Below are 15,189 nucleotides of genomic sequence, written 5' to 3' on the forward strand. Positions count from 1 at the left end.
CGCGCCAACACGGCGTCCTGACACAAACGAATGTTCCTTATCGAGAACCAGGATGTCAGCGTGAGCACTCACTACCCCAAGGCGACCCACTCAACTTCTCAGCCCCTTCCCGCCTCGCCTTCCTTCCCAGAACTCGAGGAAAACGTCCTCAACTACTGGGAACACGATGGAACGTTCCAGGCCAGCATCGCCGAACGCGATCACGGTGAAGGCGCGACGGACGAATTCGTCTTCTACGACGGCCCCCCATTCGCCAACGGTCTCCCGCACTACGGCCACCTCCTGACCGGCTACGTCAAGGACCTCGTCGCGCGCTACCAAACCCAACGCGGAAATAAGGTCGACCGCCGCTTCGGATGGGACACCCACGGACTGCCTGCCGAGCTCGAAGCCATGAAACAGCTCGGCATGACCGACAAAAAACAGATCGAAGAAATGGGCATCGATCAATTCAACGACGCCTGCCGGTCCTCGGTCCTGCGGTATACCGACGAGTGGGAAAAATACGTCACCCGACAGGCCCGCTGGGTCGACTTCGAGAACGACTACAAGACCCTCAACGTCGAATACATGGAGTCGGTCATCTGGGTCTACAAGCAGCTCCACGACAAAGGCCTGACCTACCAGGGATTCCGCGTGCTTCCATACTGCTGGAAGGACGAAACCCCGCTCTCGAACCATGAGCTGCGGATGGACGACGACGTCTACAAAGACCGCCAAGACCCCACCGTCACCGTGGCATTCACCCTCAAAGACGGCTCAACCGACCTGAGCCACCAACTCGCCGGAGTCGCGGCCATCGGCTGGACCACCACGCCCTGGACCCTGCCGGCGAACCTTGCGCTCGCCGTCGGCCCGGAGATCGACTATGTGGTGTTGCCGGCAGGCCCGAAGGGTACGTCCGTCGAGGCACAGCGTTTCCTGTTGGCCGCCGAGCGCCTGGGTGACTACGCCGAAGATCTTGGATATGAGGACGCCGAATCCGCTCAGGCGGCCGTAGAGGCCCACCACCTCGGCCGGGATTTGGAGGGCTTGCGCTATGAGCCTCTCTTCGACACCTTCGTCGACAGCGAAGCCTACGACACCTCACGGGCCTGGCAGGTTCTCCTGGCAGACTACGTGACGACGACGGACGGTACCGGCGTGGTCCACCAGGCTCCCGCCTACGGTGAAGACGACCAGGCGACGTGCGACCAGTACGGCATCCCGGTCATCTTGACGGTCGATGAGGGAGCCAAAGTCCTGCCTCTATTCCGTGGCACGGAGCTGGAAGACATCGTGGGGCTCCAAGTCTTCGAAACGAACACCCCGATCATCCGTCACCTGCGTGCCAAGAACGTGCTGTTGCGCGAGAAATCCTACGTGCACTCCTACCCGCACTGCTGGCGGTGCCGTAACCCCTTGATCTACCGCGCGATCACCTCGTGGTACGTCGCGGTGAGCCAGTTCAAGGACCGCATGGTCGAGTTGAATGAGCACATCAACTGGATCCCTGAGAACGTCAAGCACGGCCAATTCGGCAAGTGGTTGGAAAATGCCAGGGACTGGTCGATCTCGCGTAATCGCTATTGGGGCTCTCCGATCCCGGTGTGGGTATCGGACGACCCGAACTATCCTCGGACGGATGTTTACGGTTCCTTGGCCGAGCTTGAAGCCGATTTTGGCCGCATGCCGCTGAATCACGAAGGCAAGCCGGACCTGCATCGACCGTTTATCGACGAGCTGACTCGCCCCAACCCGGACGATCCGACGGGGCAGTCCACGATGCGCCGCGTCCCGGATGTCTTGGACGTATGGTTTGACTCCGGGTCGATGCCTTACGGGCAAGTTCACTACCCGTTCGAGAACAAGGAGTGGTTCGAAAACCACTACCCGGCGGACTTCATCGTGGAGTACATCGGCCAGACGCGCGGATGGTTCTACACCTTGCACATCTTGTCGACGGCGTTGTTCGACCGGCCGGCCTTCACCAATGTGATCTCACACGGCATCGTGTTGGGCTCCGACGGTCAGAAGATGTCCAAGTCGTTGCGCAACTACCCGGATGTCTCCGAAGTGCTTGACCGGGACGGCTCCGACGCGATGCGGTGGTTCCTGATGTCGTCGCCGATCCTTCGCGGCGGCAACCTGATCGTGACCGAACGCGGAATCCGTGAAGGCGTACGCCAGGTCATGCTTCCGATGTGGAACGCCTATCACTTCCTGACGCTTTACTCGAACGCCGCTTTCGGTGGTCAGGGTTACGACGCACGCCCGAGGTATTCATGCGACCACGTGATGGATCGATTCATCCTCGCGAAGACCCGCCAGCTCGTGGAGCAGGTCACGGAGGATTTCGACGCTTACGACGTCTGGAGCGCCTGCGACCACCTGCGCATCTACACGGATGCCCTCACGAACTGGTACGTCCGACGCTCCCGTGAACGCTTCTTCGACGAGGACATCGCAGCATTTGATGTGCTGTACACCTGCTTGGAGACGATGTGCCGCGTCGCCGCTCCGTTGCTTCCCATGGAGACTGAGGTGATCTGGCGTGGCCTGACGGGCGGGCGATCTGTCCATCTCACGGATTGGCCCGACGCCGGTCTGTTCGCCGAAGAATCGGACCTCGTGGAGCACATGGAGACGACGCGGGCCATCTGTTCGGCGGGTTCGGCACTGCGCAAGGCCGAGAACCTCCGGGTGCGCCAACCCTTGGCGAAGTTGACGGTTGCCGTACCGCGCGGCAAAGAACTCGGCGAGACTTTCTCCGAAATCATCGCGTCCGAGCTCAACATCAAACACGTGGAGATTCTCGACTCCGAGGATGTCTCGCCGGAGAAGTACGGGATTTCCCGAAGCCTGAAGGTGAACGCTCGCGCCGCGGGCCCGCGCCTCGGCAAGCAGGTCCAAGCGGCCATTAAGGCGTCCAAGACCGGCGACTGGCAGGTCAACGACGACGGAACCGTCGTCGTGGGTGTCCAGGCAGACGGTCAAGGATTTGCCTTGCACGCCGGGGAATTCGAACTCGAGACGGTGGTTGCCGAGGGTGCGCATCAGGACCGAGCAGTCTCGGTCATTGATGGCGGATTCTTGGTGCTCGATACCGAGTTGACCGACGACCTCCTGAAGGAGGGCGCGGCGCGCGACATGGTTCGGGTGATCCAGCAGGCACGCAAGGACGCCGGACTTCAGGTGAGCGACCGCATCGTCACCGTCGTTCGGGACCGGGCCGAAAACCTTGAGGCCATCCGTGCCAACGAGGAACTCGTCGCGGGGGAGACGTTAACTACTCGCCTCGTCCTTGAGGAGGCCGCGGACCCGTCGGTGACCGTCGAGACCGTTGCGAGCAACGACCAAGAGAAGGATGCATGAGCAACCAACCATTTCGTGACGACGCCGACGGTGGGCGCGAACACGAGGAATTGCCCGAAGAGCTCAGCCCATTCGGGGCCGACGATACCGACGAACTCGCCGAAGAACGGGACCTCGACGACCTCGAGTTAGACGATGCCGTAGGCCTTCCCGTCCCATCCCGCGATGATTCGGGCGACGTGATGGACGACGTCTTTTCGGTCGAATCCATTTACGCCGAACTGCGTGGCAGGGCTCCCGAAACTCAGATGGCACCACGGTTGGATGCGATGCGTCTAGCCATGGACTTCCTGGGGGACCCGGCACATAGCGCACCAGTCATTCACGTCACCGGAACCAATGGCAAGACCTCGACGGCCCGTCTGATCGAGCGCTTGCTCCTGGCCCATGACCTACGGCCGGGCCGCTACACCTCCCCGCACCTGGAAAAGGTCAACGAGCGCATCTGTTTGGACGGCGAGCCGGTCGATGATCGAACGTTCGTCCGTGTGTGGGATGAAATTCGTCCATACCTTCAGATGGTCGATGCCCATCTGGCGGAACAGGGCGAAGTCCCGCTCACAGAATTCGAAGCCATGACGGCGTTGGCCTTCGCGATCTTTGCGGACGCACCCGTCGACGTTATGGTGCTCGAAGTGGGCTTGGGAGGTGCCTGGGACGCGACCAACGTTGCGGATGCCCAGGTGTCCGTGGTCACCCCCATCGACCTGGACCATGTGCACATGCTTGGTGAAACGGTCGAAGAGATTGCTCAAGAGAAGTCCGGGATCATCAAACCCGAAGGTTTCCTCGTCTCGGCGGTGCAGAAGCCCAGCGTCGCAGAGATCCTGTTGGCGTCAGCCCGGGAAAACGACGCCGAGTTCCGCTTCGAGGGCGTCGAGTTTGGCGTCACGGAGCGGACACCGGGCGTGGGCGGACAGGTCGTGACCATTCAGGGTTTGGCCGGGCGATACGAGGATGTGGCGCTGCCGCTCCTCGGGGCTCACCAGGCGGAAAATGCTTCACTGGCCGTGGCAGCGGTCGAGGCCTTCCTCGGGGGTGGGGAGAAAGAACTCGCCCTGGACGTGGTGCGTGTCGCGTTTGAGGAAGCCACGTCACCCGGGCGGTTGGAGGTCGTGCGCAACGCACCCGTCGTCGTGCTGGATGCTGCGCACAATCCCCACGGTATCGAGGCTTCGGCCCAAGCGGTGGGCGAGGCCTTTAACATCAAGCAGCTCAACATCGTTCTCGGCATCCTCTCGGATAAGGACGCCCGGTCCATGCTGGATATCTTGCGGCATCACTACGCCGAGTCCGAGGAATTCGAGACGCGGCTATATCTCACCCAGTCCACCTCTCCGCGAGCCATACCCGTGGAGGAGCTGGCCGAACTTGCCGTGGAGGCCGGGTTTGACGAGGACGCCCTCGAGGTCCATGAGCGTCTCGACAACGCAACGGTTGCGGCGATATCCGACGCAGCGGCCAGGGAAGAGCTCGACGCCGCGGTGTTGATTACGGGGTCGATCACCGTCGTCGGTGAAGCCCGAGTGTTACTGGGCGGCTAGGAGAAGATGATGGCTCGACTTACCAAAGCGCAACGTGAATGGCGACCCGGCCAGGTGAAAAAGCCCGGATCCGTCAAGGTCATGTTCGCCTCCACCGTGCTCCTCTTGGAAGCTTTTGTGGTCTTTTTCGGGACCTTGGCTTACTTCGGGTTGCAACATCTGCATTCGGGAGTAGGGGCGAAAACCGGAGTCATGGTGGGCGGCGTGATTCTGGCGGCAGCCTTCGTCGCCAACTGTGCGTTCCTTCGTAAACCATGGGGTTACGCCGCGGGCTGGATTCTGCAGTTGCTTCTCGTAGCCACGGGATTCTTGCTGCCGGCGATGTTCGTGATCGGCCTGTGCTTCCTCGCAGCGTGGTGGTACTCCATGCTGACGGGAACAAAGATCGACCGCGAAAAGAAAGAGCGGTGGGACGCCGAACTCGAGTGGGAACGTACCCACGGTGGTGCTTAGTCTCTGGTGCGAGGCCGTGGCGTCATGACCACGTCATGCCATGGTTGGGTCGGTGAAGCTTCAGAGGCCCCCGACCCATCATGTATTGATCGCGAGTTGGAGTCTCGGGCGGTATTCGGCTCGTGGAGTCGTCGGAAACCGGGCGAGAAGCGCGATGTACAGGGCGCCGGCGAAATTCTCGAGATGCTCTCCGGAACCCGCCGCACGCCGAGCGTTCTGATCACGGGTTCTAAGGGCAAAGGGGAAGCCGCGACGACGGCGGCCGCGCACCTTTCGAACGCGGGGTTGCGCGTGGGATTGGTCTCGTCGCCCGGCATCATTTCCAACCTGGATCGTTTCAGTATCGACGGAGCCGTCGTTGGTGCGGGAACTTACAACCGGTGGCTTTGTCGTCTGTCGGACGCCGTGGAGTCCCAGCGGGAGCGCCTCCGGGGCTATTTGGCGCCGACCGGGCTGTTCACCGTCATGGGGCACGCCATGATGACCGCGGCAGGGGTCGACGTCGTTGTTCATGAGGCCGGTATGGGCGGTGCCCGCGACGAGATTTCGTTGCTCGATCGTTGGTGCGTCGGGTTTACCAGCATTTTTGCGGAGCACCTGGATGTCTTTGGGCCCACCCTGGCACACGTCGCTCAGGAAAAGTTCGGCCTCATCCGGCCGAACGACGTCGTCTGGTCTGTACCGCAAAGCCAAGGGCCGCGGCGGGTGCTGCATGACCTGGCCGAGCGGAGGAACGCCCAGGTGCAGATCGTGGCGGCGGGGGACTTCCGGACTCAAAATCGAGCCTTGGGGGAGGCTCTCGCCGATACCGCTTGTCGGGCTGTGGGCGTGAGTACGAGCACGGAGCCCGTGGTCGTCAGCCGACCAGGACGAGGCGAAAAGCGCGTCAACGCATCCGGCGCGAGATACATCGTGGACGCGAGCATTGACCCTGAGGGGCTGCGCCGAACCTTTCAGAGCGCCCAAGAAGCGTGGGGCGCGGTCGACCAGATTTTGTGGTCCGTACCGGCCACCAAGAACGTGGTGGGAATGGCCGACTGGCTGGACGCTCAGGCCATTCCGCACTATTTTGTCCCATTGCCTGGCGGACACCTCGACTATCGGCTCCCTCAGAAGCTCCAGGAGCGGCTCCGCATCATTCCCCGTGATCGAGCCATGGACGCCGTCATCGATCGCACAGTGATCACCGGGACCATCTCTTTCGGCTCCTCCATTTTGAGAGAGACGGGCGTCACCCTGGAACGGCTCTACGGCCCGGTTAGGATCGATACGAGAGATTCAACCGACCAAGGAGTTTACGGATGACGGAACGTTCATTAGTCCTCATTAAGCCCGACGGCGTCGAACGCAACCTGGTGGGTGCCATCTTGGCCCGCATCGAAACCAAGGGTTATCGAATTGCCGAGCTACAGCGCCTCAGCGCGACGCGGGACATTTTGGAACAGCACTACGAAGAACACCAGGGCAAGCCGTTCTACGAGCCTCTCCTGGAGTTCATGATGTCTGGCCCGATCGTTGCCGCCGTCATCGAAGGCGACCGCGCGATTGAAGGGCTGCGGACCATGATGGGGCCCTCGGATCCCACGACGGCGCCCGCAGGCACGATTCGCGGAGATCTTGGCCGGGACTGGGGCGAAAAAGTGCAGAAAAACCTGGTGCACGGCTCGGATTCGCCGGAATCGGCGGAACGCGAAATCGGAATTTGGTTCGGCTGATCGGCCCGCTCCACAGAAAAACGCTCCGTTGCCATATGGCAACGGAGCGTTTTTCTGTGGGGCTCCTCGTTTAGAACATCGCGAGAATGTTGGCGAAGAACCGGATAAAAATAATTCCGAAGATGACCAACAAGATCATCACGGTCAGGAACCAATTCCACCGGGGGAGAGTCTCGGCGATTCGCGGGGATACGGGAATAATCCCCATGCGGATATTGTGCATGGTCACGCTCACCGAAAGTATGGTTTGAACGATCCACACGATCATGCAGTACAGGCACAGAGCGTCGATCTGGAACGTCGTCTGATACCACAGCCAGAAAGTGAAAATCGAACCCAGCACCACACCGATATTGACGCAGATCCAATACCATTTGGCGAACCGTGCACCGGCCAGCATGGCCGTACCGAGGGTCAGAATGACTGCATAGGCGACGATGCCGATGAACGGGTTGGGGAAACCAAAGAGTTCGGCTTGAGGGGTTCGCATGACCGTGCCGCAGTTGAGCAGGGCGTTGATGTCACAACTGGCTTTGTGACCAGCATCCAAAAAGACCTGAAGCCGTTCAAAAACGAGCGCCGCAGATGCGAAAAATCCGATGGCACCGGTAATGACGAGCAGCCAGCTGAAACGTCTTTCGGTGGACTCTCCAGCCCCAGAAAGGGGTCGATCCGAGTCGTTTCCGACCTCACGACCGATTCTCGAAGTGCTCACGCGATAGTCCTTGTGGGTTGGGGCGTGCGGTAGAAGACCGCGCTCGTACCCCATCATCCTAACCAAGGGCTCCTTCGAAATTTTACGGAAAGCTTCGCAAGTCCACTGGGAGCTCCCTGATAATTCGTAATCCGGCATGTGGACGTGTTGCTGTGCGATACTGGCAGAGGTGAGATCCGCGCCGCACGCGGTTCGAAGCCCAATGTGCAGCCGACAGGTGCCGTGTACCGCGTCCCGACCAGGGATGCGAAGACCACCTTGCACAAGACTTCTGCGAGACGCGAAGCTCGGCGCGACCATTGGCCCGAGTGGTGCCCTTTGCCGGCATCTCTGTTACGTCGGCTCGACGTGCGCCACGGGGTACGCCATGACTTCCGGTCGCCGCGATGAATGCGGTGAGACCGAATAATCGAGAGAGATCGCGAGTGCGGCTCGGGATGCTCTCCTAGGAGTACCAACTAAACATGAGCACACATCACGAAGGCGCCGCCGAACTCGGTGGGGCCGAATCATCGGAATCTGAGAACGCCGTGTCGTCCGCGAATTTCGGACAGGAAACCACGGCACCTTCCGAACAGTCGGAAGCTCAACAGCCAGAGACCACTCAAAATGCACCCGTAGAAGCGTCGGGAGCCTCCGCTGAACAGACGACCGACGAATCACAGGACGATCGCGACAACGACGACACCCAGGACGGGACTTTTCCCGCCATCTCGGCGACCTCGTTGCTCTTTCACGCCCCCGACCTTGACGAAATAAAGGCGGCGGCGAAGGCCAAAAAGGCGGCCGAGGAATCTGAGGAGGATGAGCCTGAGGACGATGCGGTTGATGACGGCGAGGTGGTCGCCCGACGTCGTCGCCGCCGACGTCGCGGTGGTGAGGACCTCGAATTAACCGGTGGTTCGGAGGATGACCCGCCCAACACGGTCACCAAGGTCCGCACGCCGCGAGTGACCGAAGGCGCCACCTCCAACAAGGTGACGTCGGTTAAGGGATCCACTCGTCTCGAGGCCAAGCGCCAGCGTCGTCGTGACTCTCGAGCATCGGGGCGCCGTCGCCACGTGATCACGGAAGCGGAGTTCCTTGCGCGGCGTGAATCTGTAGATCGCCAGATGATCGTGCGGCAAAAGGACGACCGGATTCAGATCGGTGTACTGGAAGACGGCGTCCTTTCGGAACACTTCGTGTCGAAGACGCAGCAGGACTCCCTGATCGGCAACGTGTATCTGGGCAAGGTCCAGAACGTGTTGCCGTCTATGGAGGCCGCCTTCGTCGACATCGGCCGCGGCCGGAACGCTGTGCTGTACGCGGGGGAAGTGAATTGGGACTCGAGCGGTCTCGACGGGGCCCCGAGGAAGATCGAAAACGCCTTGAAGTCCGGCGATTCTGTACTGGTCCAGGTGACCAAGGATCCCATCGGGCACAAGGGCGCTCGTCTGACATCTCAGATCTCGCTTCCCGGCCGATACCTGGTCTATGTACCCGGTGGGTCGATGACTGGCATCTCGCGCAAGCTTCCGGACACCGAGCGTGCACGCTTGAAGAAAATCCTCAAGGATAAATTGCCGGAAGGCGCTGGCGTCATCGTTCGCACCGCGGCTGAAGGCGCTGCAGAGGAAGAGCTCGCACACGACATCAATCGCCTGCGGGCGCAGTGGGAAGACATCGAGTCGAAGTCCACGTCGAAGAAGACGCTGTCCCCGGAGATGCTTTATCAGGAACCGGACCTCACCATTAAGACGGTTCGCGACGTTTTCAACGAAGACTTCTCCGCGATGGTCGTTCAGGGGGAGCAGGCCTGGGACAACATCGAAGCTTACGTGACCTATGTGGCTCCCGATTTGCTGGACCGCCTCAAAAAGTGGGACGGCGAGGGCGACCTCTTCGATCACTACCGTGTTGAGGAAGGCTTAGCGAAGGCCCTGGACCGCAAGGTATTCCTGCCGTCGGGTGGCTCGTTGGTCATTGATCGCACCGAGGCCATGACCGTGGTTGACGTCAATACCGGAAAATTCACCGGATCCGGTGGAAACCTCGAGGAGACCGTCACCAAGAACAACTTGGAGGCTGCCGAAGAGATCGTGCGGCAACTGCGTCTGCGCGACATCGGTGGAATCATCGTCATCGACTTCATCGACATGGTCCTGGAGCAGAACCGGGACCTCGTGTTGCGCCGACTCATCGAATGCCTCGGTCGGGATCGCACCAAACATCAGGTCGCTGAGGTGACATCACTCGGACTCGTGCAGATGACGCGTAAGCGCATGGGTACCGGCCTCCTCGATGTCTTTTCCGAGCCCTGCGAGCATTGCGGCGGTCGGGGTGTGATTGTGCATGACCAGCCGTTGAAGGGCCGTTCAGGTTCCGACGCCGTGGATCACAGCAACCGCAACGACCGCAAGCGGCACAAGGACCGCAACCGTTCGTCACGTCCGTCACATGAGACGCCCAAGCGCAATGACGCTCAAGCCGAGGCAACGCGCAACGCCGTGGCCAATATCGCGGCGGCATCCGCGCACCACGACGACGACACGTCAGGGTCCGGCCAGCATGACGATGCTCAGTCGGTCCGTCCGGAGAGCGGTGAATCGAAGTCGGCCAAGAAGCGGAAGCGCCGCAAACGGAATAAGGATCGCCAGGCCGAGGCAACGCGGAGTCAGGATTCGGCTTCGCAGAGTTCCCAACGAAACGCGGACTCCTCGGAGGATCAGGGCGGCGCCTTGACCGACGGCAACCCGGATATGGTCGTCACCATTCAGGGCGAGGTCGTCAACCTGCCGCAGTCCGAGAAGGGCGGCCAGCGGAAGTCAACGCGTCGTGATGACTCTCAGCTCAGCCTCGATTCGCTCAATGCGGCCTTCGACGGTAAATCGTCTGACGAGCGAAAATCGTCGGATGCAGACGCCGACCAGAGCACACCGGACACGGTCTCCACCACCGATCGTGCCCGACGTCGTGCGGAAGAGCGCCGAGAGGCTTCGAGGGCCCGTTCAGGTCGTCAAGGTGCCGAAGCGGCACGCAAGGCTGCCCTGGAAGCTCTGGAAGATATGCGCCCTGGACGTAACCGGCGCCAGAAGCCGTCGGAGGATACGACGAAGTCAGAGTCGCGTTCCAACCGTCGGGGCGATACCAACCGACGTCGCCCCAACCGTCAGGAGACGCCGGATCCCGCGAAGGCAACGGTGACCGGAGTCGCGGTGCCGGGTAGCGGTCAGGCATCTGGCGAGGAGAAAGCCGCGTCCAATGAACCGACCGCATCCGTCCCCACTTCGGCGACCGGTGCACCGGAAAAGCCGAAGAAGCGTCGCGTTCGTCGAGCCGCTTCGAGTGGTTCCGACGGTGAAATTCAGACGGGCATTTCCGGTGCGGCCTCGGGAGGTTCGGTATCTTCAACCACCTACCGCGCTCCGGAATCTGAGAAGTCCGAGTCCCAGAACGTCACGATGTTGGGTGTGGGCGTGACGGCTGACGAAATTCAGCGTCCGGAATGAGCCGGTGTTAGTGTGATGCGTGTCGCGCCAAATTGGGCGCGACACGCATCACCGTCACTTGCCGCCCGACTTGCGGTGTCGTAGTCTTGTATGTCGGTGCTCATTAACATCTCATGAACGGACGTTAAGGTCCGAGCCGGTCAAACGGGCTGAGACGAGTCAATGAGCAAGAGAGTCCGGACGCCCGGTGGTTGACTCCGCAGGTAGCGATGCGACTGGTCCCATCCCATTCGGCGAGGGCCTGTTGAATTAGGTGCTCTCCCAAAAAACTTTGTACAGATAACGTCGAGAGAAGTGAGTTCCCAAGTGGTGTACGCGATTGTCCGCGCTGGCGGCCGCCAAGAAAAGGTTTCCGTCGGAGACCTCGTGACCCTTGACCGCGTCGCCGGCGAGGCCGGCAGCACCATTGAGCTGCCCGTGCTGATGCTGGTTGACGGCGAGAAGGTCAACGCCGATGCGAAGTCCTTGGCTTCCGCTACGGTCACGGCAGAGAAGGTTGAGGACCTCCGCGGTCCGAAGATTGTCATTCAGAAGTTCAAGAACAAGACCGGTTACAAGAAGCGCCAGGGCTTCCGCGCTGATCTGACCAAGGTCAAGATCACCGGCATCAACGCCTAGTAACCCCCAGCACGGTTTTCCGTCAGAAATTTCATCCGAAGGTAGGCAGGTATGGCACATAAAAAAGGTGCAAGCTCAACCCGTAACGGCCGCGATTCGAACCCCCAGTACCTGGGTGTGAAGCGCTTTGGCGGCCAGGCCGTCAACGCCGGCGAAATCATCGTTCGCCAGCGCGGTACCCATTTCCACCCGGGCGAGAACGTCGGCCGCGGTGGAGACGACACCCTGTTCGCTCTGGCCGCTGGTCAGGTCGAATTTGGCCGTCGCCGCGGCCGCAAGGTCGTCAACATCTTGTCCGCAGCGGAGTAATTCGTTCGTCGTGACGTGCCGGTCGGTGTGACCGGCAGAGGAAAAGAGGGCATGCGCGTACGTCGCGTATGCCCTCTTTTCTGCTTAACCGATAGAATCGCGGAATACGCACCGCAAGATTTTGAGGAGTTTGTGTGGCCAACTTTGTGGACCGGGTCGTCTTGCACGCCAGCGGCGGATCCGGGGGAGACGGTTGCGTTTCCGTGCGCCGTGAAAAGTTCAAGCCCCTTGCCGGGCCGGACGGTGGTAACGGGGGCAACGGCGGTGACGTGATCCTCAGGGTAGACGGTCAGTCCACCACGCTCCTCGAATATCATCATCTGCCGCATCAAACCGCGCCCAAGGGCGATGTGGGTCGAGGCGGTCTGAGCCACGGACGGCACGGGGAGAACCTGATCCTCTCGGTGCCACAAGGCACCGTCGTCAAGAGCAAAGACGGCGAAGTCCTAGCCGACCTCGTTCGGGAAGGCGACGAATTCGTCGCGGCCCGGGGCGGAATTGGTGGCATGGGGAATGCTGCCCTGGCCTCGCCCAAACGGAAAGCGCCGGGATTCGCCTTGCTCGGCATCGACGGCGAGGCACGCGACGTCGTACTGGAACTCAAATCGATTGCCGACGTCGCCCTGGTGGGTTATCCCTCGGCGGGTAAGTCCTCGTTGATTGCGGCCATGAGTGCCGCACGTCCCAAGATCGCGGATTATCCTTTCACCACCCTGGTGCCGAACCTCGGCGTCGTGGAAGCGGGCAACGTACGCTTCACGGTGGCAGACGTTCCCGGATTGATTGAAGGAGCATCTGAAGGCAAAGGCCTAGGTCACCGATTCTTGCGCCATGTCGAGCGGTGTGCCGCGATCGTTCACGTGATTGACTGCGCGACGTTGGAGCCGTATCGCGACCCGATCAGCGACTTCGAGACGATTAACGCCGAATTGTCTCGGTACGACGTCGATCCCACCGCCGGTACGTCCACTCCGCTTGTGGAGCGTCCACACATCGCCGTGCTCAATAAGATTGATGTTCCCGAGGCTAGGGAACTCGCCGAATTTGTCCGTGGTGACCTCGAAGCCCGAGGTATGCGCGTCATCGAAATCTCCACGGCGTCGCACGAGGGTCTGAAGGAGCTTTCCTTCGCGATGGCGGAGCTCGTGGAGGCCGCTCGTGCTGAGGCCGTTGAGGTCGAAGAGGAAGCACCTGCTCCGGCGGTTATTCGTCCACGCGGGTTCTCCAAGAAAAAGGTTCAAGAGTTCTCAATTCGTCATGAAGAACGGAACCTGGAGCCGCTCTTCCGCGTATTGGGTGAGAAGCCGGAGCGTTGGATCAAGCAAACCGACTTCGCAAATGACGAAGCTGTCGGGTTCTTGGCGGATCGTCTCGCTAAGCTCGGGGTCGAAGATGAATTGTTCAAGCAAGGTGCCAAGCCTGGCGACGCCGTCGCCATCGGACCTGACACGGATGCCGTGCTCTTCGATTGGGAACCGACGATGATGACCGGTGCGGAAAACCTCACGAGTCCCCGAGGAACAGACGCCCGGCTCGAGGAGCTGCTTCGTCCGACGCGTGCGGAGAAGCGTGAAGACTACCAGCAGCGCAAGGACGCGAGGGCCGCCGCACGTGCGGACCTCGAGGCCGAACGCCTTGCCGGTAAGTGGACGGAATCAGTGGACCAAGCGCGTGAGCGTAAGGCTCGTGGAACCGGCACCGAAGAAATTTCTGGAGGAAACGGGACAGAATGAGCAAGGCCAACTCGAAGCTGAAACAGACCGAGATCCAGCGCTCCGCGGAAAACCGGGGGAAGAACCGGGTCAGCCCCATCGCCAAGCGTTCGGATATTCCCAAAGCCAAGCGTGTGGTGGTCAAGGTTGGTTCGTCCTCGTTGACCTCCATTGCGAATTCCTTGGACGAACTCGCGGTCGCCACGGTGACCGATGTGTTGGCCAAGGCCCACGCTCGCAATGTCGAGGTGGTTTTCGTGTCGTCTGGTGCAATTGCGGCCGGTCTGGCGCCCCTCGGCTTGAGCCGTCGCCCCAAAGATCTCTCCACGCAGCAGGCCGCGGCCTCCGTGGGGCAGTCGCTCATCATGACCCGGTACACGGAGCTCTTCACCCGCTATAACGTCACCATCTCGCAGGTGCTCGTGACGGCCGAGGACCTCATGCACCGGAACCGCTACCACAACGTGCATCGTCAGCTGGAGCGCCTTCTCGACCTCAACGTTCTCCCGATTGTTAACGAAAACGACGCCGTCGCGACTCACGAACTGAAATTCGGGGACAACGACCGCATCGCGGCGCTGGTCGCCCACACGATCAAGGCCGATGCCCTCCTGTTGCTCTCCGATGTGGATGCCTTGTACACCAAGCACCCAGCCGAGGGCGGCGAACGCATCGCCGAGGTTTCGGATCCCGAGAAGGATCTGGAAGGTGTCGAAATCGGAACCATCGGTCGTGCCGGTGTGGGATCCGGCGGCATGGTCACCAAGGTCGAGGCGGCCAAGATTGCGTCGGCATCGGGCATTCCCGCGCTCGTGACCTCCACGGCGAATGCGGCGGCGGCGCTGGCGGGTGAGGACGTCGGTACGTGGTTCAAGCCCACGGGAGGCCGTCGTTCGGTGCGTCTGGTGTGGCTGACTCAGCTCGCCAAAACCAAGGGCGCGTTGACCCTCGATGACGGCGCCGTGAAAGCGATCCGCCGCCGGACCTCTCTCTTGGCTGCGGGAGTCACCAAGGTCGAGGGTGTTTTCCGTCCGGGAGAGGCCATTGCGCTCAAGACGCCTGAGGGAAAGACTATTGCTCACGGGATCGCCGCTTATTCAAGCGACGAATGTAATCTGACCGCAGGAAAGCACACCGACGACGTCGTGGACGAACTCGGCGAGAATTTCGACGGCGTGCTGGTGCACGTCGATAATCTCGCGTTGTTGCGCCGGAAACCATAGACTCCGAGCCGGCGGTGGGGGCGGTCAAACGTTTTTACGTTCAGTGAAAGCGGAT

Annotated in this window: 11 protein-coding genes; 10 read left to right on the forward strand and 1 reads right to left on the reverse strand. The window is 60.9% G+C overall.

Annotation, left to right across the window (positions count from 1 at the left end):
* Positions 1 to 30 precede the first annotated feature (30 nt).
* The 5 genes from ileS to ndk all read left to right on the forward strand — a co-directional run bounded on the left by ileS (position 31) and on the right by ndk (position 7,066).
* Positions 31 to 3,354, forward strand: a complete 3,324-nt coding sequence (gene ileS, locus B9Y51_RS08970; RefSeq protein ID WP_082156593.1) for an isoleucine--tRNA ligase — start codon at positions 31 to 33, stop codon at positions 3,352 to 3,354.
* Positions 3,355 to 3,536: 182 nt separating this feature from the next.
* Positions 3,537 to 4,898, forward strand: a complete 1,362-nt coding sequence (locus tag B9Y51_RS08975; protein ID WP_218189223.1) for a bifunctional folylpolyglutamate synthase/dihydrofolate synthase — start codon at positions 3,537 to 3,539, stop codon at positions 4,896 to 4,898.
* Between the two features lie 9 nt (positions 4,899 to 4,907).
* Positions 4,908 to 5,351, forward strand: coding sequence for a DUF4233 domain-containing protein (locus B9Y51_RS08980; protein WP_085529453.1), 444 nt, complete (start codon positions 4,908 to 4,910; stop codon positions 5,349 to 5,351).
* Positions 5,352 to 5,375: 24 nt separating this feature from the next.
* Positions 5,376 to 6,656, forward strand: a complete 1,281-nt coding sequence (locus tag B9Y51_RS08985; RefSeq protein ID WP_143468040.1) for a folylpolyglutamate synthase/dihydrofolate synthase family protein — start codon at positions 5,376 to 5,378, stop codon at positions 6,654 to 6,656.
* Positions 6,653 to 7,066, forward strand: a complete 414-nt coding sequence (gene ndk / locus B9Y51_RS08990) for a nucleoside-diphosphate kinase (protein WP_085529455.1) — start codon at positions 6,653 to 6,655, stop codon at positions 7,064 to 7,066. Before B9Y51_RS08985 ends, ndk begins: the two co-directional genes overlap by 4 nt.
* A gap of 70 nt (positions 7,067 to 7,136) precedes the next feature.
* Here the strand turns inward: ndk and B9Y51_RS08995 are convergent, their stop codons facing one another.
* A complete protein-coding gene (locus tag B9Y51_RS08995) occupies positions 7,137 to 7,781 on the reverse strand; it encodes a vitamin K epoxide reductase family protein (RefSeq protein WP_245826122.1) in 645 nt (214 codons plus the stop codon).
* 464 nt (positions 7,782 to 8,245) lie between these two features.
* Here B9Y51_RS08995 and B9Y51_RS09000 point away from each other — a divergent pair, with 464 nt between their 5' ends.
* The 5 genes from B9Y51_RS09000 (at position 8,246) to proB (ending at position 15,134) form a co-directional block, all read left to right on the forward strand.
* Entirely contained in the window at positions 8,246 to 11,272 is a 3,027-nt protein-coding gene (locus B9Y51_RS09000; protein ID WP_085529456.1) for an Rne/Rng family ribonuclease, read from the forward strand.
* Between the two features lie 306 nt (positions 11,273 to 11,578).
* Positions 11,579 to 11,890: a 50S ribosomal protein L21 gene (rplU, locus tag B9Y51_RS09005; RefSeq protein WP_048678608.1), complete on the forward strand. Its 312-nt coding sequence runs from the start codon at positions 11,579 to 11,581 to the stop codon at positions 11,888 to 11,890.
* A gap of 51 nt (positions 11,891 to 11,941) precedes the next feature.
* Complete coding sequence (gene rpmA, locus B9Y51_RS09010; protein WP_030014389.1) at positions 11,942 to 12,199, forward strand: 50S ribosomal protein L27; 258 nt, start codon at positions 11,942 to 11,944, stop codon at positions 12,197 to 12,199.
* Positions 12,200 to 12,333: 134 nt separating this feature from the next.
* Positions 12,334 to 13,932 (forward strand): GTPase ObgE, encoded by a 1,599-nt coding sequence (gene obgE, locus B9Y51_RS09015; protein ID WP_048678191.1) that lies wholly within the window; start codon positions 12,334 to 12,336, stop codon positions 13,930 to 13,932.
* A complete protein-coding gene (proB, locus tag B9Y51_RS09020) occupies positions 13,929 to 15,134 on the forward strand; it encodes a glutamate 5-kinase (protein WP_082156596.1) in 1,206 nt (401 codons plus the stop codon). Before obgE ends, proB begins: the two co-directional genes overlap by 4 nt.
* Positions 15,135 to 15,189 lie beyond the last annotated feature (55 nt).

Origin of the sequence: Kocuria massiliensis (assembly GCF_900169715.1) — a bacterium.
In the GTDB taxonomy this organism is placed as follows: Bacteria; Actinomycetota; Actinomycetes; order Actinomycetales; family Micrococcaceae; genus Rothia; species Rothia massiliensis.

Coding starts and splice junctions, on each gene's coding strand:
- ileS (WP_082156593.1), top strand. CDS start 31: ATGTTCCTTATCGAGAACCAGGATGTCAGCGTGAGCACTCACTACCCC.
- ndk (WP_085529455.1), top strand. CDS start 6,653: ATGACGGAACGTTCATTAGTCCTCATTAAGCCCGACGGCGTCGAACGC.
- B9Y51_RS08985 (WP_143468040.1), top strand. CDS start 5,376: ATGACCACGTCATGCCATGGTTGGGTCGGTGAAGCTTCAGAGGCCCCC.
- proB (WP_082156596.1), top strand. CDS start 13,929: ATGAGCAAGGCCAACTCGAAGCTGAAACAGACCGAGATCCAGCGCTCC.
- B9Y51_RS08975 (WP_218189223.1), top strand. CDS start 3,537: ATGGACGACGTCTTTTCGGTCGAATCCATTTACGCCGAACTGCGTGGC.
- B9Y51_RS08980 (WP_085529453.1), top strand. CDS start 4,908: ATGGCTCGACTTACCAAAGCGCAACGTGAATGGCGACCCGGCCAGGTG.
- rpmA (WP_030014389.1), top strand. CDS start 11,942: ATGGCACATAAAAAAGGTGCAAGCTCAACCCGTAACGGCCGCGATTCG.
- B9Y51_RS09000 (WP_085529456.1), top strand. CDS start 8,246: ATGAGCACACATCACGAAGGCGCCGCCGAACTCGGTGGGGCCGAATCA.